Origin of the sequence: Kibdelosporangium philippinense (genome assembly GCF_021390435.2) — a bacterium.
Taxonomy (GTDB): Bacteria; Actinomycetota; Actinomycetes; order Mycobacteriales; family Pseudonocardiaceae; genus Kibdelosporangium; species Kibdelosporangium philippinense.
In genome coordinates, this window is the sequence record NZ_JAJVCN010000002.1 from 81,236 (window position 1) to 103,544 (window position 22,309).

Sequence of the window (22,309 nt, forward strand, 5' to 3'; positions counted from 1 at the left end):
TTGTCCCCTATTGGGGGGACCAAAGTCCTATCCGGCTGAGGCGTGGAACACAGCCGCGGCCTCGGTACGTGACCCGACCGACAGTTTGGTCAGGATGTTGGCCACGTGGAACTTGACCGTGGACTCGCTGATCGCCAGCGCCCGCGCGATCGCCCGGTTGCGCTGCCCCATCGCCAGGTGTTCCAGCACGTCCTGCTCGCGCGTGCTGAGCCCGGTGAGTGGCCCAGCCGAGGAAGCCGCGAGCGGCATGGTCACCTTGGCGGTCAGCCCCCACCCGGGTACCGGGTCCACCTCGACAGTCCCGCCCTGCGCGCGGACGCGGCCCGCGATGTCGCCGATGTCGATGTCCTCGTCGAGCACACCAGGCCCATCGTCCCGAACGGTCGCGACGAGCTTGTTCTCCGACACGCGCCACCGCACACGAACGCGGCTTACGTCGTCCTGGCCAAGAACCGCGAGCACAACCGCGCGAACCGCGACCCGGGCGGAGTTCGCCACATCGAACCGGAGCAGCACGTCGTCCTTGGGCGGATCGAGCTCGAGCTTCACCTGACTGTGTTTGAGCAGCGGCCGCAGCGAGTCCGCGAGCCGTTGGAACGCTTGTCCGAACGGCTCCTCATCCCCACCGATCCGGCGACTCGTGGCGTCCGTGCGCAACTCCTGCAGCGCGTTCAACACCACCTCGGTGGCCGTCGACCGCGCCGCGGCATCGTCGATGTACTTGCTGCGCAACACACCCAGCAGTCCAGTGAGGACAGACGAGCGTGCCTCGCTCATCTCGCCGACCGCCGCTTCGCGTTCGCGCACAACAGCACGCGACCTGGTCAGCACGGCAGCCTCGGTGTTCTGGACGGCTCGGTAGTGGTAGCTCACGGCCAGATCCCACAGCTGCTGGGCGAGCATGATCGCGTCCGCGTCCAGTGGCCCGGAATCCGGTCGTATCAACACAAGCAGTGCACCACTGGGCACGTAGTCACTGGCACAGGCGAGGACCGGGTGATACGCGCCCGCCACCCTGGCCATGCCCAGCCACGGCTGACCTGCGGTGACATAGCTGCGCAAGGCGATCAACTCGGCACCGGTCGGCGTCGCGCCGACGGCCGTGATCGGCGTGGTGGGGCAGTGTGTGCCGAACTAGACAGCGGCACGATGTGGGACGGCCTCAGCCAGTTCCGCGGACAGCCGTTCCAGCAGGTCGTCTGGCGAGGTCCGCACGATCCGCAGCGCTGCTCCGAACACTCCGCCACTGTACTTTCGGCTAGGTACGGCCCGTCCATAGGACCGGCGCGACCTCGCCATGATCAGGTGACCATGGCGCTATGGCTACCAGACGAAATGTCCTGTGCGCGGCTGCGGCCGCTGCGTCGCTCGTGCCCGCCGGAACGGCACAAGCATCCAGCGGGGACACGTTGTTGAACGCCTATTTCCGGGATAAAACGAATCGTGATGTCGAGCGGACGATGAGCTATTTCTCCCGCTCGAACGTCACCTACATCGACGCCGCGCTCGGCTGGGGATTCACCTCATGGCAGCAGCTGCACGACGGGTTCACCCAGTTCATGCCCGGTTGGCCGACGGGCGCCCGGTCGTATGCGACCCGGATCGTCGGCGATGAACGCGGCGCGATCGTGTTCTTCACCGACACTCCTGGAATGTTCGGTCCCGGTGAGATCAGGGCAGCGGGCGCGGTCAACGTCCGAAACGGGAAAATTGTCCGCTGGGTCGATTACTGGAACGGCCGGAACTACGGAACCGCGCAATTCGAGAAACTGAAGGTGCCGGAGGAGAGCTTCCCCGCGGACTTCGGGGAGTCACGGGCGGGCGACGCGTCACCACTGGTCAAATGGGCGGTCCGCGGCCTGACCGACGCGTTGCGGGCCAGGGATCTCCGGGCCGTCGCGGGCTACCTCGCCGAGGACATCGTGTTCGAGGACCTGCCGTCGCACGTCGTGCTCGTCGGCAAGATCAGCGTGCTCCGGTTCCTCGCCAAGGCGAATCTGCCTTATTATGACGCGCGCGTGCGACACGTGCTCAACGGCGGTTACGAGTGGACTGGCGAAGGACCGGTCAGACGCGGCATCACCGCGCTTGAGCTGGACAAACATGGCCGGATCAGCAGGCTGACGACCATGTGGGACGGATCGCGAATCTCCCGCGACACGCTGATTACGCTGGCAGGAGCAGCCATCGAGGATTAGTACGACAGCCGCAGATAGTACTCAACTGCCCAAGTTTGGGCTACCTTCGAAGAAGGTGCGGAATCCTTGACACAATCCAGTCGCCAATCTGAGAACTCAAAAAGGAGTCATGCGCCAGCTCGTCACGAACACCAGACCACTCGCCATTTATTCTTTGCGCGACATCGGCGGCAACGTCAGCCAAATTGGCGCCTGTTCGACCAAAACGAGAGTCAATACGCGATTCCAGGCGACGAAAAGACGCCACACTGACCTTGTCAAAAGACATGGATCCGGATAGTTTCATCCCCAGGTCTTCAGGACCGTCAGCCTGGTCACGGTAAACAACCGTCGACACGAGATCATAGGCAGGGGACAATCGAGGTATTCGACGATCGGGATAGATCAAGGACCAGTTCTTGAGGTGCGCGTCACCGTTGCCAGTCAATACGTTGAATGCGACTCGTCTGGCCATTTCCCGCAGGGAGGCCAGGTCACGCCCTCGATAGGCGAGGGCAGCCACGGTCTCAAATGTTCCTTCATACTTTTCCTGCGGATACTTGTCACGAACCTGCGCGAAGTCTTCGATATGAACATGTGTCCGAGTATCGTCGTACAGACGGTCGAATCGCCGGACAGCGTACGCCCACTCTTCGGAATTGGGCCACATCTGAGACGGCAGACCATCGAGTTCATCTCTATGAAGCAGCCGCACCTCTGGGACTTCAATGCCTAGTTTCCCAGCCAGACGCATCATCGTATACTCGTTGCGTGGAACGTTGGCGAAACGATAATCTGGAAACTTAACCAACCAGTCACCGAATTGTCCCGCCGCTGGGACTGTCAGTCTGTCGCCCTTGGCAAGCATGGAAAATTTTAGCGCAACACCGGCCAGGGAAAATCTCCACGGAGATGTCGGCTCTACATCAACATTCCCCTCGTCACGGTCACTCCAACTCGCACTGTCAGGCCATTCCCACGACTCGTCGGGGCCGGCAGCGCTGAATACCTGTACAGCACCTGGGAGATCGTGCCCCACCTGGGCAAGCAGCTCCATCTCGCGATCGAGTGATACATTTCGTGCTTCAGCGACCCATACCCTCAATGGACCTTCTGGTAGCAGGTTGGAAAACCAGGTCGGCAACCGAAGCGCCGCAGCATACGGCTTGTACAAGTTTTCTTCAAACCGCAGTCCGAGAACTGGGCGGGTTGGGTCGTCAAGATACGATTCGTTCAACACGAAGCGCGTATAATCGCCACGCTGGCACAGGGTCCCAATCCGCCTGCCATATAGGAGTACTGCGTGAAAGACTTCTGCGAGATTAGTCATTCGGGCAGATCATCCAATTCATCGAGATCAAGCGAGTCCAGGGACGGCGTGTCCTCGTAATTCCATTCGGCCATTCGACTGAGAAAGTTGCTCAGCTGCCCGGAAACTACCTCCTGACGCATCGCGAGGAAGCCATCGCGATCTCCTTCCGCTAGCCTTTGAACTGTAGCATGGTCGAGACAGTGTGACTCCAGAACGGCATTCCAGACTTCCTCGTCAAGGCTGAGCGGCGGACGAGTCAGCAGCGTGGGAATTTCATCGACCGGATCCGTCGTCGTAGGCAAGAATAGGCGATTGGCGGCCAGAAGTCGCTGTTGCGATGTCAGGCCACGCGGGAAAATTCGATAAGCAACAGTCGCCGCGGTTGTTTGATCAGCTAGCAGGGTCGATAGATCTTGTTCATCGAACGGCTGACCGGTTACGAAGGACCGTGGTCGCCGCGACCACCAAGAGCTGAGAACCACCTTTGCCGCAGCTTCGTTTGTACGAAAACGATCCGCGTTCGGCAGAACTGGTTGCACCCCCGCCGTAGTCCCAATCATGCCTGCTATCGACGTAGACTCATCGCCTTTCTTGATCCTGGCAGAGAGAATGCGATCGAACTGAGTGAAGCTGCCCCCGAATATCGTTGGCCCGGAGGCCGCCACACGCCAATAGAGCCTACGCAGGAGCCGCAGTGTGTTTTCTTCCGGTTCAGAGAAATGTGCGAAAAACCGAGTCATCACAACCAGAAGTGGCCGGTACACAAGTAGCGATAGATGCGGAACACCAACGTATCGCTGGAGAAAATCGACCGCTCGAACCAGCGCTTCTTCTCCCTTTTCGTAAGCCGTGTCTCGGTCCTCTTCGAACTCGGGAGCTGTCCGCCGCCCAACGCTGTCGAACTCATTGCGAATATCTCGGGCTGGATCAGGGCCCCGGCGAGCGAGTATCGCCGACAGAATCGTGTCCGTGTCAACAGTGCCGAATCCAGTTCTCTCCGCGATACGGTCGGCGATCCTGTCCAATGACAGACGATCCTTAGCCCCTTCCTCAGGACCCGCAAATAGAGCAGTGAATATCTCCGCCCTACTCAACCGCTTTCCATAGTTGTTCATCCGATCAAAGATGTCAGTGAGAACCTGTTCGTCGTCCTGACGGACCAAGTAGGCGGGAACCTTGTAGGTTCGCAGGACCTTGGCGACCCTTTGCGCCTCCTTGAAGTGCTCTGCACTAGATCGACCCTCGTTCGCGAACCACTCGATCAATCTTTCGAGATCGAACAGAATTGGAAGTGCGATGTGGTGCGGTTCGCGCGCCTTCGACTTTGCCACAAAACTCCGCGCAGCGAAGTCATAGTAGATCGAAAACGGAGTATACAAATGCCCTTCTGGGTGCAACGCATTCGCTAGACTGGTAATTCGCTGCTGACCGTCCACCACCCATAGACTTTCTTCGAAAGCTGGCGCATCCATTGAAAGTCGCCCCAGTGTGAGACGAGTGGCGGGAGATTTCCGAACCCACAGCAGCAAGCTTCCTATCGGATAACCCTTCACTATGCTGTCGAACAGCCTGATCACATCTTGGGTACTCCACCGAAAGTCGCGCTGAAAGTGTGGGACACGAATTCTTCCACGCCACGCGTTCGCAATAAGGTCATCGAGGTCGTATGTCGTCGCGCTGGGCTGTGTGTCCAGTCCGACGGCTCCCGCGTTCATGTGATCTCCCACCTGGTGGATTGGACTATTCTGCTGGACGGGCGTTCTCGAAGCAATCTGGTTTGGACGCGCATCGCATGACAGTCCAGAGCTTTTCGTGAGCGGAGGTTCGCCGTGCGCACGCGGTTCGCGATCGCGTCCGTCATCGACGCGGCAGCGACCGGCATCTGGCCGCCGTTCGCCTTGCTGTTCCTGGTGAACGCCCAGGATCTGAGCGCGACCACGGCGGGAATGAGCCTCACGGTCGGCGGGCTGATCGGGTTGAGCGTCGGCCCGCCCGCGGGCATGCTGACCGACCGGATCGGGCCGGTCAAGCTGGTGATCGCTTCCAATGTGGTCCGGCCACTCGGGTTCGCCTGCTACCCGTTCGCGGACACGGCATGGGCCGCCATCACGGTCGCCGCGGTGGTCAGCGTGGGTGACCGTCTCTTTTGGACAGCCAACGCGCCGTTCGCGAAAGCCGTCAGCAAGGCCCCGAGGGATGTCGAACGGTTGCTTGGCAGGCAGTCGATCGGCCGCTTCGCCGGGTCGGGCCTCGGCGCCGCACTGATCGGGATCATGCCTGACGTCAGCGATCCGACCATCTACAACGTCGTGAACTACGCATCGGCGGCGCTGCTCGCGCTGGCCGCGGGGCTCTTGGTCGGCATCAAAGTCCCTGTGCCGCAGGCAACCGCGAGCTCTGGATGGCGCACAGTCCTGCGGGATCGCCGGTATCTCGGGATCTGCGGGACGCAGATCCTGTTCTGTATCGCCAGTATCGGCAAATACACGGTCTTGCCGGTGGTGATCATCAACGTGCTGGGCAAACCTTCGTGGGTCGCGGGCGCGGCGATGCTGACCGGCATGGTCGTGTACATCGTGGTCCAGGAACCTGTGCTGCGCCTCGCGGAAAGGTTCTCGCGACGCAGCGGCATGATCATCGCGGGTGGCTTGTTCGCGGCGAGTTACGCGGCACTGGCGTTCTTCCCGACCACGCCGATGTTCCTCGTCACCAGTTCGGTGATGTCCGTGGCCGAAGCCCTCTTCAGCCCACTGGCCACGGCGGCTGCCGCCGACGCGGCGCCCAAGGAGGCCCAAGGCCGTGCCAGCGCCCTGTTCCAGCTCACGTGGGGCTCAGCGGTCGCAGTCGGCCCTGGCCTGCTGACCGGCCTGCTTGCGCTCGGGACCGTGCCGCTGTGGCTGGCCCTGGCCGTCATCTCAGCGGCGGCCATACCTGCCGTCATCGCAACGCAGCGGCAACCTCAGCGGCAGTCCGTACAACCTGAGGTCCCACGACCTCCGCGTGCAGACGCTCAAAAGTAACCACGCCAACGCTGGCCCGTAGCCCTGACACACCGCGTACGGGAGCCGCGATGCCATACGCGCCCGCTTGCAACTCCCCTGCCGTCGCAACCCATTCCGGACCGTCGAACGGCAACAGGATGGCCTTGCCCGAAGCGCCCTTGCGCAACGAATGCCGCGTCCCCACGCGGTAGGCCACGTGATACGCGGTCCACGACGGCTCGACCACAGCGACGGCCTGCGCCTCATCGCCGTCGGCGACCGTCAGGTGCGCGGTCGCGCCGATTGACTCAGCGAGCTCACGCAACGCGGGCAACGCGGCGTGCCGCAATTGGGGCAGAACGCGCGCTGAGAGCCGCAACAGCCCCAGACCCAACCGAACCCGCGATCCTTCACGCCGGACGAGCCCACGGGCCTGCAACGGCACCAAAAGGCGGTACACAGCGGCCCGGCTGGCGCCGATCGCCGCCGCCAGGTCGCTGATCGTCGGCGCCTCGGACTCCGAATCCGCGACCGCCTGCAGTAGCGCCAGCCCCCGATCCAGCGTCAGGGAGCTCTCTTTGCCGTGCACGCCCGGCGAAGTCATGACGCGGGCAACACAGTGCCGACGACCTCCGCGAGCCCAACGACCGAGCCGTTCGGGCCCGGCGCGCTCGCGGTGATCCGCACGGTGTCGTGATCCTCCAGGAAGGTTCGCTGCTCGCCGCCTGCCAGCGTGATCTTGTCCCGCCCGCCCCAGCTCATCTCCAGGAAACAGCCCAGTTGGTTGCGTTCGGGCCCGGACACCGTGCCCGAGGCGAACAGGTCGCCGGGCCGCACGGTCGCGCCGTTCACCGTCATGTGCGCCAGCTGCTGGGCGAACGAATAGAACATGTCCGAGAACTTCGGCCGGGACACGATCGTGCCGTTCCAGTCGATCCGCAGCAGCAGGTCAAGCCCCCAAGGCTGGTCCTCGACCAGGTATTCCTGCACTGCATGCGTACGCGGCGGCGTGTGCACGCGCGCGGCCGAGAACGCGTCGAGCGGAGTGACCCACGCCGAGACCGACGTGGCGAACGACTTGCCAAGGAACGGGCCGAGCGGCACGTACTCCCAGCCCTGGATGTCGCGCGCGGACCAGTCGTTCACCAGCACGACGCCGAACACGTGGTCCGCGGCGGCAGACGTGGACACGCGACTGGTCACCGGACCGCCGCAGACGAACCCGACCTCGGCCTCGATGTCCAGACGCTCCGACGGTCCGAACACGGGCCCTCGCTGCTGACCGTGTGGCCGTATGACAGGCGTGCCGGACACGACGACGGTGCCCGCGCGGCCGTGGTACCCGACCGGCAAATGAGTCCAGTTGGGCTGCAGCGGCGGGTCGTTCGGCCGGAAGATCCGGCCCGCGTTCTCGGCGTGGTACTTCGAGGAGAAGAAGTCCACGTAGTCGGCGACCTGGAACGGCAGAACGGCGTTATCTATAGGTATCAGCGCCGCGCCACGCGGCGCCGCCGATGCCTGGGTGAGCTCGACGAGCCGCGCCCGGACGTCCGTCCACGCCTGCCTGCCCGCCGCGAGCAGCGGGTTCAACGTGTCGGCGGCGACCAGGTCGGCGTGCTCACCGAAGGAAGACGCGATAGGCCTCAGCGGCAGCGCCTGATCGCCCACCCGCACGGCGATCTGGCCGTCGACGACGCCGTATGGCAACGTCTGCGGACCGAACGGCTGGTCGGCGCTGAAGGCCTCGTCTTCCACCCACGTCACAGCAACCCCAGTTGTTCCAAGTCGGCGACCGGCTCGGCCAGCGAGCACGAACCGTAAGACGCGAAGACACCGCGCACCGCGTGCGCAGCCGCCTCGGACAGCTCGCCCGCCTCCTTGGCGAGTGCGTCCGAGTCGGTGCTGTTCAGCGCCTCACGGACGTCTCCGCCGGACAGCGACCGCGCCGTGGCGACCAGCAGGTTGAGGAAGCCGTGGTGGGTGAATCCGGTCTCCTCATCAGTGTGCCGGACGGCGTTGTGCAGACCAGCCGTTGCTTTGAACGACACGCCGCCGGTGCTGACCACGGTCAGGAAGTCGGAGATCTCGTCGACCGTCGGGAACGCCTGCTGGCTCAGCCCGCCGCAGCGCAGCTTGGGCCAGCTGCCGTGCTCGGCGACCTTGCGGATGCTCTCCAGCCAGTCCGGGCCGCCGCGGCGCGGCTCGATCACCCGGATGACGTCCTCCGGCACGAACTCGGAGACCCGCTCGAGCCACTGGTCGTCCACGTCGTTGGGCGCCGGCATCTCGACCATCCGCAGGGCGAGCAGCTCGGTGCGCGACTCGACGATGGACAGCGCCTTGGGCACGCCACCGAGGCCGGTATCGATCACCAGCGACAACGCGACCGGCTTGACCGGCCGTGCCTTGATCAGCTCGGTGATCAGCTCGGGCAACCGGGACGCCGGGCACAGGAAAAGGCCCATGACCGCGGCCCGGTTCGACGACCGCATCGCCAGGTGCGCGGCGATCGCGTCGGGCATCGCCGCGTTGCCTGGCGGGAACAGGGCGGCGTCGTCGACAAGCCTCGCGAGCAGGGGCGGAACACCTCGAGGGCCGGGCGGCGGGAGTTCGACTGCGCTTGACACGGCTGACACGCTAGTAGCGTACCGGCAACTGAACAAAAATGTCCGCTATTCGGACACGGGAGAGGACATGCCTTACTACCGAAGCGTGGGCGAGATACCCCGAAAGAGGCACACCCAGTTCCGCGCACCGGACGGTTCGCTTTACGCCGAAGAGCTGATGGGCGTCGAAGGGTTCTCCAGCGATTCGGCGCTGCTCTACCACCGGCATCTGCCCACCGCGATCGTCGACGCGGTCCAGGTGCCCGATGAGCGGGCGACCACTCCCAACCTGCCGCTCAAGCCCCGGCACTTCCGTTCACAGGACCTGAAATGGGACTCCGCCGCGGAAGTGGACGCGGTGACCGGGCGGCGCCTGCTGTTCGGCAACGCGGACGTGAAGATCTGTTTTGTCGCGGCCACCCAGGCCTCCCCGCTGTACCGCAACGCCGCCGGTGACGAGCTGCTGTACGTGCAGACCGGGACGGCCGTGATCGAGACGATCTACGGCGCGTTGACCGTGGGCGACGGTGACTACGTGGTCATCCCGACTTCGTGCACCTATCGGGTGGTTCCTGGTGACGACTTGCGGATGCTGGCCCTCGAGGCGACCGGGCACATCGGGCCGCCCAAGCGTTATCTCTCCGCGAAGGGCCAGTTCCTTGAGCACTCGCCGTACTGCGAGCGCGACCTGCGCGGCCCGACCGAACCGTTGCTGGTCGACGGTGAGGATGTAGACGTTTTCGTCCGGCACCGCGCCGGCGTGACCCGGTTTACCTATGCGCACCACCCGTTCGACGTGGTCGGCTGGGACGGCGCGTTGTACCCGTGGGTGTTCAACATCCGTGACTTCGAGCCGATCACCGGCCGCTTGCACCAGCCTCCGCCCGTGCACCAGACCTTCGAGGGCCCGAACTTCGTCGTATGTTCCTTCTGCCCGCGCAAAGTGGACTATCACCCGTTGTCCGTGCCGGTTCCGTACAACCACGCCAACGTGGACTCCGATGAGCTGATGTTCTACGTCGGCGGGAACTATGAGGCGCGTAAGGGTTCCGGAATCGGGTTGGGCTCGTTGTCGTTGCACCCGTCCGGATGCACGCACGGTCCGCAACCTGGCGCGGTCGAGGCGTCCCTAGGAGCTGACTACTTCGACGAGACGGCCGTCATGGTGGACACGTTCCGGCCGTTGGAACTTGGCGAAGGCGCCGAAGCGTGCGAAGACCCGCGCTACGCGTGGAGTTGGTCAAAGCGCGGACCTGACTGGAGCTAATGAAATCCGGATTCCGGCAATTACCAAGCAAATACTTGGTTGCCAAAGTCCACATGAGACACACATTTCCGGTAGACACGCGCCCGGGAAAAGCAAAACTGGATGCCAATGTTGAAAAATGCCAAACATGGCAAAACCAGAACGCCCACCATATGTGCGTAGGAGGCTCGGCGCAAAGCTCAAGCGTATGCGGGAAGCGTCCGGCCATACGCTTGACACCGCTGCGGCGGCTTTGGACAAGACGCGTAGCGCGTTGCATCGCATCGAGACCGGTGAGACCAAGGCCAACGTCCACCTCATTCGCACAATGATGGATCTGTACGACCACTTCGATCCCGCTCTCATCGACGCCGTCCGCAAATCCACCCAAAAACCGTGGTTCGCCGCGTACGGCGTCCAGGACAACGGTGGTTACCTCGGGGTGGAAACCGAGGCCAGCCATGTCGACGAGTTCTCCGCGCAGGTCATTCCGGGGCTGCTGCAGACCGACGGATACATCCGCGCGCTATTCACGACTCGCGGCAACACGAATCTCGAACAGGCCGCCCTCATCCGATTGTTCCGGCAACGGCGGCTCATCTCCGAATCCGATCCGCTCACGTACACCGCCATCGTCGACGAGGCCGCTTTGCTCCGCCAAGTCGGCGGCCCCAGCGCCATGCGGGAACAACTGCACCACCTCTTGGAGGTCGCGAACCTGCCGACCGTCACTCTTCGCGTGCTCCCGCTCGATCTGGGCGCACACGACGCTCTACCAGGACCTTTCTGCCTGTTGTCGTTCCCGGACCCGGAGGACCCCGAATACCTCTATGTCGAGCACGTCACCGGCACACTGCACTGTGAGGAGGAAGAAGACGTCACCGAGGCACGGACGGTCTTCACGCAACTGGAGTCGGTCGCGCTGGATCCGGACGACTCGGTGGCGCTGATCCGCGCACTGACCGGCAGCATGATCACAGGCTGACCAGCGCGGACCAAAACTGTCGGTAGGTGCCCCTAAAGTCTCATCCCGAGATCGAAGAAGACTTTGGGGGTTCGTGCGGGATGGACGTCGACGCGGTCCTTGCCATGGCGCCGGACAAGCAGGTCGCGGGCAGCGCGGCCCGGCTGGCCGCGCCTGGCAACTGGAGCGAGCTCGGGCATGACGAGCACGCTCTGTGGGGCCTGTGCAAAGGAAGCGGCAAAAAGCCGTACCAGGTGTGCGTCGACCTCAGCGACCGAGCGACCACATGTTCCTGCCCATCAAGGAAGTTCCCCTGCAAACACGCGGTCGCGGTCCAAGTCATGCACGCTCGTGGCGGCGCGCCGTCGGCGACGCCGCCAGAGTGGGTCAGCGAATGGCAGCACCGCCGTGAAGTGCGCAAAACACCGAAACCGCTGGACGATTCACCGGAAGCGGTCGAGCGGCGGGCCGCCCAACGAGCCAAAACCGTTGAAGCACGTGACCTCGCAGTCCAGGGCGGCGTGGCCGGGCTGCGCGAATGGCTGGCCGACGTCGCGCGACGCGGAGTCGCTGAACTCGCCGGGAGGGATCGTGCCTGGTGGGAGTCGATCATGCGGCGAATGGTCGACGCACAAGCCCCTGGCCTGGCGAATGCGTTGGAAGGCTTGGCATCCGTGGTCTTCTCCGGCGGTCAACACTGGGCCGAACGCGCAGCTGACCGCCTAGGCAGCCTGCACCTGCTCGCCACCCTCGCGGCCAACCCGCCACCCGAACTGAACGACGTCATAAGAATGCGCCTCGGCTACACCGTTACCGAACAAGAGGTACGTGACAAACCCGGGTGGCATGACTCATGGGTTGTCCTGCTGCGCAAAGACGAGGACGACGGCCGCGTACGCACAACCCGGCAATGGGTGTGGGGCCGCTCGCGGCGGGAATGGGTAACCGTCGTCCGTCACGCAGCAGGTGGCGCGATCCCAGGCCCAGCACTGCCCATGGGCGAATTCACCGGCGATCTCCACCCCTATCCAGCGGGCGCCCCTCGCCGGATGGCGGTCGGCGACCGCGATCCTTCGACGGCCGCGCAGCCGATCGACGTGTCCGCAACATGGACGGATGCCTTGGCAAGCCTGGAACCTCTGCTCCGCCAAGATCCATGGCAACGACTGCATCCACTGACATGCAAGCAGATCCGACTGGCCGAAGGTCTGTATGCCGTCGACGTCGACGGCCGCGCTTTGCCCGTCGTCGACGACCTCGCTGCCGATCGCGCCCTTGCCATCCACGGCGGCCAGGCCTTTGACGCCATCGGCTTGTGGGACGGCTGGTCATTCCGCCTGGGCGCAGTCGCCGAACCCGGCGGCGCCCCGGAGGTGGTCGCGTGAACTGGTCCGAAGTCACCCAGAAAATCATCATCGGCTCGACGGATCCCGAGCGGGCGCTGGCCGATTGCGCGGCCTATGGCCTGGCCAGGCGGGGTGGACGGATCGCGCCCGTGAGCGAGGCCGAACCGATCGCGCCCGCGCCCAAGGACAACCGCCGGGAGGCCTCTGCCCGGGTCGGGGCGATCTTCAGCCAGGTCATGGCGACCGAGGACAACGAGATGCTGCGGGAATGCTGCCTCGCGCTCGATCGGGGCAACCTTGTCGTCCCGTATCGCCAGCTGCCGGACATTCTCGCGGCCGCGACGGCTCGATCCGTTGTGCGCGACGCGGTTCTGCCTGCTCTCGGCTCGCGTGGCCGTTGGCTCGCAAGTCGCCGCGTCGGCTGGGCGTGGGCCGCTGGCGAGGACGGGACGGACTCGCCCATCGACATCGAGGAGGCCCTCGACCTCTCGCCGGTCCAACGCAAGACACGTCTTCTTCTTGCGCGCAAGCAGGATCCCGACCGGTTCCGGGCGTACATCGGCGCGCAGTGGGCCGAGCTGCGCCGGGTCGAGGACCGCAAGCTGCTCATCGCCGCGTTGTCGGAAAGCCTTTCCCCGGCGGATGAGCCGATCCTCGAACGGGCGCTCGACGACCGGTCGGCGAATGTCCGTGAGGAAGCTGTCGCACTGCTCAGGAAGATCCCGGGCTCCGCACTGTCCAAACGGGCCGAAGAACGGCTGCGGGCCGGTTTGCTCGAAGAGACCGTCGACCTGCACCCGGACGGTCCCTATGAGCAGGAGCCGACTCGTGAGGAGCTGCGTGACTCGCCGGTCCGCCGGACCGGAGCCGCCCGGCTGAAAGCCGACGCGGCGAGCGTGTCACCGGATTTCTGGATCGACTGGCTCGGCCCGAAGGCGCCACGCAAGCTGCGGCTGAGCACGTGGGGTACCGCGCTTTTGCAAGGCGTGGCGGAAAACCTCGCGGCGGCAGATGACCCCGTGCCGTGGCTGACCGACCTCGCCTCAACCATCAGCTCGACCGCGCTTCTGGACACGTTGGACAAACTCCCGTCGGAGATGCTCGGCCGGGTGCTGATCAGGCTCGCGGGTTCCTGGGACGCCAACGAACTCGACTACTTCTGCGGCCTGCTCCCCTCGCCGTGGCACCCGGACGTGACCAGGGTCGTGCTGGAGCGCTTCGCTGAACTGGCCGACCGTGGCTGGCGCGTCGGCCGCCCGCCCGAAGCCTTGTTACGCCGCGGCGATCTTCGCGTGCTGCACAACCATTGGCCGCGGATCGCAAACCGCTGGCCGGTGCACGGCGCCGAAGAACTCGTCCTGCGGCTGCGAACCGAACTTCATGTAGAAATCGAACGGAGCGAAAACCCGTGAGTACACCGACTGTGCTGCGTCCGAGCGCGGAAACGCAGTACGCCGACGAGCTCGTCGCACTCGCTGCGAATGACGAAAAACCACGCCCGCCGCAGTGGAAACTCTCGCCGCAGGCGGTCGTGCGCTACGTCCTTGGCGGCACGCTGTCCGACGGCACTGTCATCACGCCCAAGTACGTCGGCGACCGTCGCCTCGTCGAAGTCGCTGTTGGCACGCTCGTGACCGACCGCGCGCTGTTGCTTGTGGGCGTCCCAGGCACCGCGAAGTCGTGGTTGTCCGAGCACCTGGCTGCCGCGATCAGTGGTAACTCGACGCTCATCGTGCAAGGCACGGCTGGCACTAGCGAGGAAGCAGTCCGGTACGGCTGGAACTACGCGCGGCTGATCTCCGAAGGCCCGAGCGAGGCCGCGCTGGTGCCGAGCCCGGTACTGCGCGCGATGCAGACCGGTGCTGTCGCTCGTGTCGAAGAGCTGACGCGGATGCCGGCCGAGGTGCAGGACTCGTTGATCACGATCCTGTCCGAGAAGGCGCTTCCGGTGCCGGAGCTGAACACGCAGTTCCAGGCCGTACCCGGGTTCACGTTGATCGGCACGGCCAATGACCGGGACCGTGGCGTGAACCAGATGTCTTCCGCGCTTGCCCGGCGGTTCAACACCGTTGTCCTGCCGCCACCGGCCACTGAGGACGCTGAGGTCGAGATCGTCAGTCAGCGGGCCGCGCAGTTGGGCCGTGCGCTGGAGCTTCCGTCCGAGCCGCCCGCGTTGGACGAGGTCCGCAGGGTCGTGCGGATCTTCCGGGAACTGCGTGGCGGAACCACGGTCGACGGCCGTACGCAGCTCAAGAAGCCGAGCGGCAGCCTGTCGACCGCCGAGGCGATCTCGGTGGTGACCAGTGGAATGGCGCTGGCTGCGCACTTCGGCGACGGCAGTCTGGGTGCCGACGAGCTGGCGGCAGGCCTGCTCGGCGCGGTGATCAAGGACCGGGTGTCGGACACCGCGGCCTGGCAGGAATACCTCGAAGCAGTGGTCAAGGAGCGCAAGGAATGGCGCGACCTCTACCGGGCATGCCGGGAGCTGGACCCGGCGTGACGAAGCCGATCCCCGACCGGGTGACCCTGCTGGGCATCCGGCACCACGGCCCGGGCTCAGCCCGCATGGTCCGTGCGGCGCTGGACGTCGTGCGGCCGCAGCTCGTGCTGGTCGAAGGTCCGCCCGACGCGGACGGGCTGATCGAGCACGTCGGCGAGCTGATCCCGCCCGTGGCGTTGCTGCTGCACGACGCGGCCGATCCGTCGGACGCGGCGTTCTGGCCGTTCGCCCGCTTCTCGCCGGAATGGCAGGCGTTGACGTGGGGTGCCCGGCACAACATCGACGTCCGGTTCGCCGACCTGCCCGCCGGGATCTCGCTTGCCCGCGAGAAAACGCCCGCTGACGCCGACCGAGTGGTGGTCGACCCGTTGGGCGTGCTTGCCGAGGCGGCCGGGTTCGACGACCCGGAACGCTGGTGGGAGGACGTCGTCGAGCACTCCAGCGCGGAGCCGACGCAGCTCGCGGCGGCTGTCGCCGAGGCGATGACCGCGATGCGTGAGGAGTTCGCCGACACCGTCGACCAGCGGACTCTGCAGCGTGAAGCGTGGATGCGCCAGGTCCTGCGCAAGGCGTTGACCGAGTACGACGGCCCGATAGTCGTGGTGTGCGGTGCTTGGCACGTCCCAGCTTTGCAGCAGTTGCCCGCGGCCAAGGCCGATGCGGAACTGCTCAAAGGCCTGCCGAAACGCAAGATCGCGGGCAGCTGGGTGCCGTGGAGCCACGGCCGTCTCGCCGCAACTTCCGGTTATGGCGCCGGTGTCGCGTCACCAGGGTGGTACGCGCACTTGTGGGAGCACACAAAGGACACCATCCCGCGTTGGATGGCGCGCACGTCGCACGTGTTGCGCGAGGAGGGTCTGCCCGCATCCACCGCGAGCGCTGTCGAGGCCGTACGTCTCGCGGACACGTTGGCCGCGTTGCGTGGGCGTCCGTCGCCGGGGTTGTCCGAGGTCAGCGAGGCCGCTTTGGCCGTGCTGTGCGGCGGTGACGATGTCGGGCTACGGATCGTGCACGAAAAGCTCGTGGTCGGCGAGGAGCTTGGTCAGGTCGGCGCTGGCGTTCCCCGCTCCCCGCTGGCCACCGACCTGGAACGGTTGCAGCGCAAGCTAAGAATGCCCGCGAGTGCGGCCGAGAAGAACATGCGGCTTGACCTGCGGCGCGACATCGACCGTGGCAGGTCACAGCTTCTTCGGCAACTGCATGTGCTCGATGTTCGATGGGGCGAGCCCGACGAGACGACCACGCTCGGCACGTTCGCGGAAGCGTGGACAGTCCGCTGGGATCCAGGCCTTTCGGTCGCGGTGGCCGCGGCCGCGCGCCACGGCGCCACAGTTTCCGGCGCGGCCGAGCATGTCCTGCTTGAACAAGCAAAGTCCGCCGAGACGGTCGCCGATGCCGCCGAGGTGCTACGCGAGTCTGTCGCTTGCGAGCTCGTCAACGCCGTCACAGCCGCGCGCGTTGCGCTTGACCGCTGCGCTGCGGCGGCCACGGATGCCCTGGAGTTGTTGCAGGCGTTGCCCGCGTTGGCAGGGACCGTCCGATATGGATCCGTACGCGGCACAGACCCAGAGTTGCTGCGTGCCGCCATGCACGGCTTGCTCGCGCGTGGCTCGGCCGGTCTCCCGCTGGCCTGTCATGGAATCGACGACCAGACAGCGGAAGTCGCTTTGTCGACAATGGACAAAGCCCATGAAGCCGTTGTCCTGGCAGCAGACGAAGAACACACCACAGGCTGGTGGGAAGCACTGCAGCGACTCGTCCGCGCCGACCCACCAGCCCACGCCCTGCCAACCGGCCGAGCAACACGGTTGCTGTGGGAGGACGACCGTCTAGACACCGACGCCGTCGCAATCCGAATGCAACGAGCCGTGTCAGCCGTCGGCACAGGCACACCGTTCGTCGCCGGGTTCTTACGCGGCTCAGCAGTCCGCCTCGCCGCCGACCCACGCCTGCTCGGCCTGGTAGACGAATGGCTGACCGCGCTCCCCAACGAAGCGTTCGAAGACGCGTTGCCGCTGTTGCGCCGCGCGATCTCCAGCTTCTCCGCACCCGAACGCCGCACACTTGCCGAACGCGTCGCCCAAGGCGGCGGTCCCGTCGTACTCGTCGCCGATGACGGCGACCCGGACCGCACCGAACGCCTCGTCTCGTTCGTACGCGCGCTTTATGAGAGGGCAGGAGTATGACCGACGAACGACTGCGCCGGTGGCGTCTGTTGCTCGGCCCCGAGGCTGACCAGTTGACCGGCCTCGGTGACGACGACTCACGCCGCGACAGCGCCCTGACCGCGCTGTATGGCGGCGAAGGCGACGGCAAACGCGGTGCCGGTCTCGGTGCCAGTTCACCCAAACTGCACCGCTGGCTCGGCGACGTCCGGACGTACTTCCCCAAGTCAGTCGTCCAAGTCATGCAACGTGACGCGGTAGAGCGCCTCGGCTTGACCAAACTCTTGCTCGAACCCGAGCTGCTCTCCTCAGTCGAGCCGGACGTGAACCTCGTCGGCATCCTGGTCTCGCTGTCCAGCGCAATCCCCGCCCGCACAAGGGAAACCGCGCGGGCCGTGGTCCGCCAGGTGGTCGAGGAGATCGAACGCAAACTCGCCGACCGCCTGGTCGCGGCAGTGAACGGCGCCGTCGACCGCGCCAAGCGCACCAGGCGCCCCCGAATGTCCGATGTGGACTGGCCAGCCACGATCCGCGCGAACCTCCGCCACTACCAACCAGCCCAACGCACACTGGTGGTGGAAAGCCTGCTCGGCTCACACCGCAGATCCCGCAGCGCGGCGTTGAAAGACGTGATCCTGCTCGTCGACCAATCCGGATCAATGGCCGAATCCGTCGTCTACTCCGCCGTTTTCGGCGCCACCCTGGCCTCGCTGCGATCAGTCACCACCCGCCTGATCGTGTTCGACACCGAAGTCGTCGACATGACAGAAACCCTCGACGACCCCGTCGACCTCCTGTTCTCCACCCAACTAGGCGGCGGTACAGACATAAACCGTGCTGTGGCCTACGCCCAACAACACATCCGCCGCCCCGCCGACACCGTCGTAGTGCTGATCAGCGACCTCTACGAAGGCGGCGTCGCAGCCGAACTCCAACGCCGCGTCCGCGAAATGGTCGCCAGCGGGGTGACAGTCGTAGTCCTGCTCGCCCTGTCCGACAGCGGCAAACCCTCCTACGACCACGAACTAGCCGCCCGCCTCTCCGCCCTCGGCGCCCCCTCCTTCGCCTGCACCCCGGACGCCTTCCCCGACCTCCTAGCCACCGCACTCCGCAACGAAGACGTCGCCACCTGGGCCGAACAAGAAGGCGCTGAACCAACCTCGTGAGTGTTTTCGCCGGTTCTAACCGGCCTGGTGTTTTAACGTTCCGGGTGGTTGATCTTTGACATGGAGGCGGCCACCGCTCGATGATCTTGGTTCCTTCCACAGAACTTTGATCACGAAAGCGGTGGCCGTGTCTGGCAGTGTGCCTGATGGATCCCTTGTAGGCCAACTCCGGCGGCTGCGGCGGTTCCGCCGGGCGGTGTATGAGTCGTTCACGAGGTGGCCGGATGTGTTGTTCGAGATGGTGGACGCGTTGTTGTGTCATCCGGGCCGGTTGGAGTCGTTGCCGTATCTAAGCTTGGAGCCGGTGTTGCGGCGTGGGCATGGCAGTGTGTATGCCGCGTTGGATCGGGGCCGGATCGACGCCGCGGTGTTGGCGGGTGTGTTGGCGGGTGTGGTGGATCGGTCCTCGGGGCTGGTGTTCGCGTTGGATTGTTCGCAGTGGCCGCGTCCGGATGCGCCGACCAGCCCGGACCGGACGTTGAACTACGACGCGGGCAAGGATGTTGGCGGTGGCAGCGGGGTGGTGACTCCGGGCTGGTGGTTTCAGTGGCTGGCCGCGACCGGGACGAGCGGTTCGTCGTGGGCGTCGCCGGTGGCGGTGGCGCGTATCGCGGTGGGTGAGAACCACAATGTGGTTGCTGTCGGGCAGATCGAGGCGTTGCTGAAGCAGGTGGCTGCCGACCGGGACCCGGACGGTGGTGATGATGGTGGTGGTCTGGTTCCGATTGTGTGTGCTGACGGGGACTACAGCCCGGTGTATCTGGGTGGCCGGTTGACCGGCGAGCGGGTGCAGATCGTGGTCCGGTTGCGTAAGGACGCGGTGGTGATGGCCGATCCGCCGCCGCGGGAACCAGGCACGATCGGGCGGCCGCGAGTGCACGGGCCAAAGATGAAACTGTCCGATCGCCGTAGCTGGCGTGACCCGGACGAATACCTCGCGGTGCCCGCCGAGCCTGGGCGGGCCGCGGTGAGTGTGTCGGTGTGGCATGGGATGCACCCGCGTGCCTCGGAATCGGCGGCACTGCGGGAACCTGGCTACCGGCCCGGGTACTCCCGCCCGGTGACCCGGGGCAGTGTGGTCTGGGTGTGTTCGGCCGACCCGGCGTACCCGCCGATGTGGTTGTTCTGGACCGGGCCTGAGGGCTCGTTCGATCTTGACCGGGTGTGGCGGGCGTATCTGCGCCGTTACGGCATCGAGCACCTCTTCCGGTTCCTCAAGCAATACCTGGCTTGGACCCGCCCTCGAGTGCGTGGCCCCGAGCAAGCCGAGCGGTGGAGTTGGCTGGTGGCTGTGGCTTATGTTCACCTGGTCCTGGCGCGTGGGCTCATCGCCGATCAGCGACTGTCCTGGGAACGACGCCGGGGACCGCTCAGCCCGCTACGGGTCAAACGCGGGTTTCGTGGGCTTCACCCGCGCCTGGGATCTCCGGCGAAACCGCGAAAACCTTCACGGCCCGGTCCGGGCCGCCCGACAGGGCGTACATCCATCCCCGCGACGCGGCATCGCATCGTCCGTCCAGTGACAAAAACCTAAACCCAGCAACGAAAGCAGGGCCGCCGCTCCGCGACGGCCCTGCCCACCATGCCCTCACAACGTTAAAACACCAGACCGGCGAAAACACTCACGACCTCAATCCAGGGCGATCTTGATGCCGAAGGCGACCAGGATCGTGCCAGTGACCGTGTCGAGTACCCGACGGACCCTAGGCGAGGTGAAGAAGCGCTTCAGCAGGCCGACGAGGTTCGCCAGCACGCTGAACCACACGCCCGTGACCAGCACGGCGAGGCCCGACAGCAGCAAGGTTTCACCAGTGTGTGGGTGGTTGGAGAGGAACTGGGGCATCAAGGCCACGAACAGGGCCGCGCACTTGGGGTTCAGCAGGTTCGTGACCAGGCCCTGCCGGAATGCCACGAGCGGGCGGACCGTCGCGAGTTTGACCTCGGCCGTGGCCTGCTTGCCGTGCCGCCACACGCCGATCAGTGCCTTGATGCCGAGGTAGGCCAGGTAGACCGCGCCGATCAGTTTCACGATGGTGAACGCGATCGCGGATGCGGCCAGCAGGCTTGCCACGCCGAACGCGGCGACCACCGCCCAGACGAACACGCCGCTGGCGATCCCCAGACCCGCTGCCACGCCTGCGCGCCTGCCGGACACCGCGCCGTGGCGGGTGACAAGGATGAAGTCCGGCCCCGGCGCCATCGCGGCGAGCAGGACGACTCCCATGAACGCAAGCATCTGCACACCGGAGACCATGGGACGAGCATATCCGCAGTTCGCGACCGGTTTTCCGGGCCGGCGGAGGCCAGCCATCCGAAGAGACTTTGATACTGTTTCAGTATGACAGTCTCACGAGGTGATCGTGCTGAGACGCTGCTCGACAGCAGCAGCGTCCTCTGGCGTTACCTGGGTGACCAACGGCTCTACCTGGTCATCGGCCGAGGTCTGCTGCTTCAGGTATGCCACCCGACCATCGGCGCGGGCGTGGCGGACCATTCGATCTTCCAGCGCGATCCGTGGCGGCGGCTGCGGATCTCACGCCGATCGTCGAGACGGTGTACGCATCCGACGGTCCAGCAGTCGGCGCGCGGATTCGTCAAGCACACAAGGGCATCGGCGGGGTCGATCACGAGGGTCGTCAGTACCACGCGTTCGAGCCGGAGGCCTATTGGTGGGTGCTTGCCACTACTTTGGACTCCGTGGTGGTCATGTCCGAGCGGTACTTCGACCGGCCGATCCCGGCCGCCGACCACGAACGGCTGCTGGCAGAGATCCGCGAAGTCGGCCGCCGGACGGGCCTACGCGACCGGGACATGCCGTCGACGTGGGCCAAGTTCAGCTCGGACTACCAGCGCATCCTCGACGAACGCCTAGTGGACCACTCCACAGCACACGACGTGCTGGAGGTGATGCGACGCGTGACGCCACCGCCGTGGTGGCCGCTCAAATCGTTGACCAGTCCGGTGTTCCGGTGCCTGTCGAGCCGCACGCTGCTGCTGGCCACGGTGGGCACATTGCCGGTCGAGGTCCGCGAACGCCTCGGCCTGTCCTGGTCACCCGCGGACGAGCGCAAACTGTGCCGTCTCGCCCGGATCGTCCGGCTGGCGTTCCGGGTGCTGCCACGATCAGCTCGGTACACGCCGACCGCACGCAAGGCATGGGAGAAGACCGAAAGCCCGTGAACGACACACCTCCCCTCGCCGGGTTGATCGACCAGTACGAGGAGTTCGACCACGTCGCCGAGCAGATCCTTGACGGCACACGCGCCGAGATCACCGAGCATGGGCTGCGGCGTACGTCCATCGATGCCATCGCACGACGGGCCGGTGTCGGCCGGGCGACTGTGTTTCGCCGGTTCGGCAACCGTGATGTGCTGTTCAGCGCACTGATCGCCCGAGAGGCTCGGCGGCTGATCGCCACTGTGGACAGTGAGGTAGCCACCCGCACCGATCCTGAAGATCGGATTGTCACGGGTTTCCTCACATTTGTCCGGCACCTTCGTGCACACCCGCTCGCCCGGCTGTTGGTCACTGACTCCGACGAGGTGCTTCCCAAACTCACCATCGACGGTGACGCACCGATGGCGATGGGCCGACAATTCATCGCCGAACAAATCAGACGAGCGCGTGCCGACGGCGCGACGATCATCGCTGACGTCGACGAGCTTGCCGAACTGCTGGCGCGATTGGCCCTGTCGTTCGTGCTGACACCCAACAGCGTGCTGCCGCTTGATGATCCCGACCGGCTCGCCGAGACCGCGCGAACGACGATCGTGCCGCTCATTCTGGGCAGTTCAGGTCACTGACCAGCGATCGCCCCCGGTTCGGGTGATGGCCACTTCCCAAGAA

19 protein-coding genes and 1 pseudogene are annotated in these 22,309 nt (G+C 65.1%); 12 read left to right on the forward strand and 8 right to left on the reverse strand.

Translation table 11 applies throughout. From position 1 onward, the window contains the following. Positions 1 to 27 precede the first annotated feature (27 nt). A complete protein-coding gene (locus LWC34_RS19160) occupies positions 28 to 1,062 on the reverse strand; it encodes a LuxR C-terminal-related transcriptional regulator (RefSeq protein WP_233726549.1) in 1,035 nt (344 codons plus the stop codon). A 257-nt stretch (positions 1,063 to 1,319) separates the two neighbouring features. Here LWC34_RS19160 and LWC34_RS19165 point away from each other — a divergent pair, with 257 nt between their 5' ends. After that, entirely contained in the window at positions 1,320 to 2,198 is an 879-nt protein-coding gene (locus tag LWC34_RS19165) for a nuclear transport factor 2-like protein (RefSeq protein WP_233726550.1), read from the forward strand. Between the two features lie 40 nt (positions 2,199 to 2,238). Here LWC34_RS19165 and LWC34_RS19170 read toward each other — a convergent pair whose 3' ends face one another. Together LWC34_RS19170 and LWC34_RS19175 are read right to left on the reverse strand one after the other, a co-directional pair. After that, a complete protein-coding gene (locus LWC34_RS19170; protein WP_233726551.1) occupies positions 2,239 to 3,507 on the reverse strand; it encodes a type II toxin-antitoxin system HipA family toxin in 1,269 nt (422 codons plus the stop codon). Then, positions 3,504 to 5,204 (reverse strand): DUF262 domain-containing protein, encoded by a 1,701-nt coding sequence (locus tag LWC34_RS19175; RefSeq protein ID WP_233726552.1) that lies wholly within the window; start codon positions 5,202 to 5,204, stop codon positions 3,504 to 3,506. The genes LWC34_RS19170 and LWC34_RS19175 overlap by 4 nt, the downstream gene beginning before the upstream one ends. 114 nt (positions 5,205 to 5,318) lie before the next feature. Between LWC34_RS19175 and LWC34_RS19180 the strand changes: the two genes are divergently transcribed. After that, entirely contained in the window at positions 5,319 to 6,509 is a 1,191-nt protein-coding gene (locus LWC34_RS19180; protein WP_233726553.1) for an MFS transporter, read from the forward strand. Here LWC34_RS19180 and LWC34_RS19185 read toward each other — a convergent pair. The 3 genes from LWC34_RS19185 to LWC34_RS19195 are packed head-to-tail and all read right to left on the reverse strand — an operon-like array spanning position 6,427 to position 9,097. Then, positions 6,427 to 7,074 (reverse strand): helix-turn-helix domain-containing protein, encoded by a 648-nt coding sequence (locus LWC34_RS19185; protein ID WP_233726554.1) that lies wholly within the window; start codon positions 7,072 to 7,074, stop codon positions 6,427 to 6,429. The genes LWC34_RS19180 and LWC34_RS19185 overlap by 83 nt on opposite strands. Beyond that, positions 7,071 to 8,234: a fumarylacetoacetate hydrolase family protein gene (locus LWC34_RS19190; RefSeq protein ID WP_233726555.1), complete on the reverse strand. Its 1,164-nt coding sequence runs from the start codon at positions 8,232 to 8,234 to the stop codon at positions 7,071 to 7,073. The genes LWC34_RS19185 and LWC34_RS19190 overlap by 4 nt, the downstream gene beginning before the upstream one ends. Continuing rightward, positions 8,231 to 9,097: a hypothetical protein gene (locus LWC34_RS19195; protein ID WP_308200101.1), complete on the reverse strand. Its 867-nt coding sequence runs from the start codon at positions 9,095 to 9,097 to the stop codon at positions 8,231 to 8,233. Before LWC34_RS19195 ends, LWC34_RS19190 begins: the two co-directional genes overlap by 4 nt. Before the next feature lie 67 nt (positions 9,098 to 9,164). Here LWC34_RS19195 and LWC34_RS19200 point away from each other — a divergent pair, with 67 nt between their 5' ends. From LWC34_RS19200 to LWC34_RS19235, 8 genes are all read left to right on the forward strand, one after another. Next, positions 9,165 to 10,343: a homogentisate 1,2-dioxygenase gene (locus LWC34_RS19200; RefSeq protein WP_233726556.1), complete on the forward strand. Its 1,179-nt coding sequence runs from the start codon at positions 9,165 to 9,167 to the stop codon at positions 10,341 to 10,343. Positions 10,344 to 10,470: 127 nt separating this feature from the next. Further along, positions 10,471 to 11,307, forward strand: coding sequence for a helix-turn-helix domain-containing protein (locus tag LWC34_RS19205; protein WP_284051628.1), 837 nt, complete (start codon positions 10,471 to 10,473; stop codon positions 11,305 to 11,307). A 26-nt stretch (positions 11,308 to 11,333) separates the two neighbouring features. Continuing rightward, entirely contained in the window at positions 11,334 to 12,671 is a 1,338-nt protein-coding gene (locus LWC34_RS19210; RefSeq protein ID WP_233726558.1) for an SWIM zinc finger family protein, read from the forward strand. Further along, the gene (locus tag LWC34_RS19215) at positions 12,668 to 14,044 is read left to right on the forward strand and encodes a DUF5691 domain-containing protein (RefSeq protein ID WP_233726559.1); all 1,377 of its coding nucleotides are present in this window, start codon (positions 12,668 to 12,670) and stop codon (positions 14,042 to 14,044) included. Before LWC34_RS19210 ends, LWC34_RS19215 begins: the two co-directional genes overlap by 4 nt. Continuing rightward, positions 14,041 to 15,132, forward strand: coding sequence for an ATP-binding protein (locus LWC34_RS19220; protein ID WP_233726560.1), 1,092 nt, complete (start codon positions 14,041 to 14,043; stop codon positions 15,130 to 15,132). Before LWC34_RS19215 ends, LWC34_RS19220 begins: the two co-directional genes overlap by 4 nt. Next, positions 15,129 to 17,318 (forward strand): DUF5682 family protein, encoded by a 2,190-nt coding sequence (locus tag LWC34_RS19225; protein ID WP_250109448.1) that lies wholly within the window; start codon positions 15,129 to 15,131, stop codon positions 17,316 to 17,318. Before LWC34_RS19220 ends, LWC34_RS19225 begins: the two co-directional genes overlap by 4 nt. Next, a complete protein-coding gene (locus LWC34_RS19230; RefSeq protein ID WP_233726562.1) occupies positions 17,315 to 18,463 on the forward strand; it encodes a VWA domain-containing protein in 1,149 nt (382 codons plus the stop codon). Before LWC34_RS19225 ends, LWC34_RS19230 begins: the two co-directional genes overlap by 4 nt. Positions 18,464 to 18,659: 196 nt before the next feature. Further along, the gene (locus LWC34_RS19235; RefSeq protein WP_372496514.1) at positions 18,660 to 19,997 is read left to right on the forward strand and encodes a transposase; all 1,338 of its coding nucleotides are present in this window, start codon (positions 18,660 to 18,662) and stop codon (positions 19,995 to 19,997) included. A 96-nt stretch (positions 19,998 to 20,093) separates the two neighbouring features. Here the strand turns inward: LWC34_RS19235 and LWC34_RS19240 are convergent, their stop codons facing one another. Both LWC34_RS19240 and LWC34_RS19245 read right to left on the reverse strand, forming a co-directional pair. Beyond that, positions 20,094 to 20,717 carry a LysE family translocator gene (locus LWC34_RS19240; protein WP_233726563.1) on the reverse strand — a complete coding sequence of 208 codons (624 nt, stop codon included), beginning with the start codon at positions 20,715 to 20,717 and terminating at the stop codon, positions 20,094 to 20,096. 93 nt (positions 20,718 to 20,810) lie between these two features. Beyond that, positions 20,811 to 20,957: a hypothetical protein gene (locus tag LWC34_RS19245; protein ID WP_233726564.1), complete on the reverse strand. Its 147-nt coding sequence runs from the start codon at positions 20,955 to 20,957 to the stop codon at positions 20,811 to 20,813. Here LWC34_RS19245 and LWC34_RS19250 point away from each other — a divergent pair. Further along, a pseudogene (locus LWC34_RS19250) lies at positions 20,910 to 21,643 on the forward strand (oxygenase MpaB family protein). The gene LWC34_RS19245 and the pseudogene LWC34_RS19250 sit on opposite strands and share 48 nt — an antisense overlap. Then, positions 21,640 to 22,266, forward strand: a complete 627-nt coding sequence (locus tag LWC34_RS19255; RefSeq protein ID WP_233726566.1) for a TetR/AcrR family transcriptional regulator — start codon at positions 21,640 to 21,642, stop codon at positions 22,264 to 22,266. The pseudogene LWC34_RS19250 and the gene LWC34_RS19255 overlap by 4 nt, the downstream one beginning before the upstream one ends. Positions 22,267 to 22,309: the final 43 nt, after the last annotated feature.

Excerpts from the sequence above, each read along its gene's own strand:
- LWC34_RS19165 (WP_233726550.1), top strand. The coding sequence starts at position 1,320 with ATGGCTACCAGACGAAATGTCCTGTGCGCGGCTGCGGCCGCTGCGTCG.
- LWC34_RS19170 (WP_233726551.1), bottom strand. The coding sequence starts at position 3,507 with ATGACTAATCTCGCAGAAGTCTTTCACGCAGTACTCCTATATGGCAGG.
- LWC34_RS19175 (WP_233726552.1), bottom strand. The coding sequence starts at position 5,204 with ATGAACGCGGGAGCCGTCGGACTGGACACACAGCCCAGCGCGACGACA.
- LWC34_RS19185 (WP_233726554.1), bottom strand. The coding sequence starts at position 7,074 with ATGACTTCGCCGGGCGTGCACGGCAAAGAGAGCTCCCTGACGCTGGAT.
- LWC34_RS19200 (WP_233726556.1), top strand. The coding sequence starts at position 9,165 with ATGCCTTACTACCGAAGCGTGGGCGAGATACCCCGAAAGAGGCACACC.
- LWC34_RS19205 (WP_284051628.1), top strand. The coding sequence starts at position 10,471 with ATGGCAAAACCAGAACGCCCACCATATGTGCGTAGGAGGCTCGGCGCA.
- LWC34_RS19230 (WP_233726562.1), top strand. The coding sequence starts at position 17,315 with ATGACCGACGAACGACTGCGCCGGTGGCGTCTGTTGCTCGGCCCCGAG.
- LWC34_RS19240 (WP_233726563.1), bottom strand. The coding sequence starts at position 20,717 with ATGGTCTCCGGTGTGCAGATGCTTGCGTTCATGGGAGTCGTCCTGCTC.
- LWC34_RS19245 (WP_233726564.1), bottom strand. The coding sequence starts at position 20,957 with ATGGTCCGCCACGCCCGCGCCGATGGTCGGGTGGCATACCTGAAGCAG.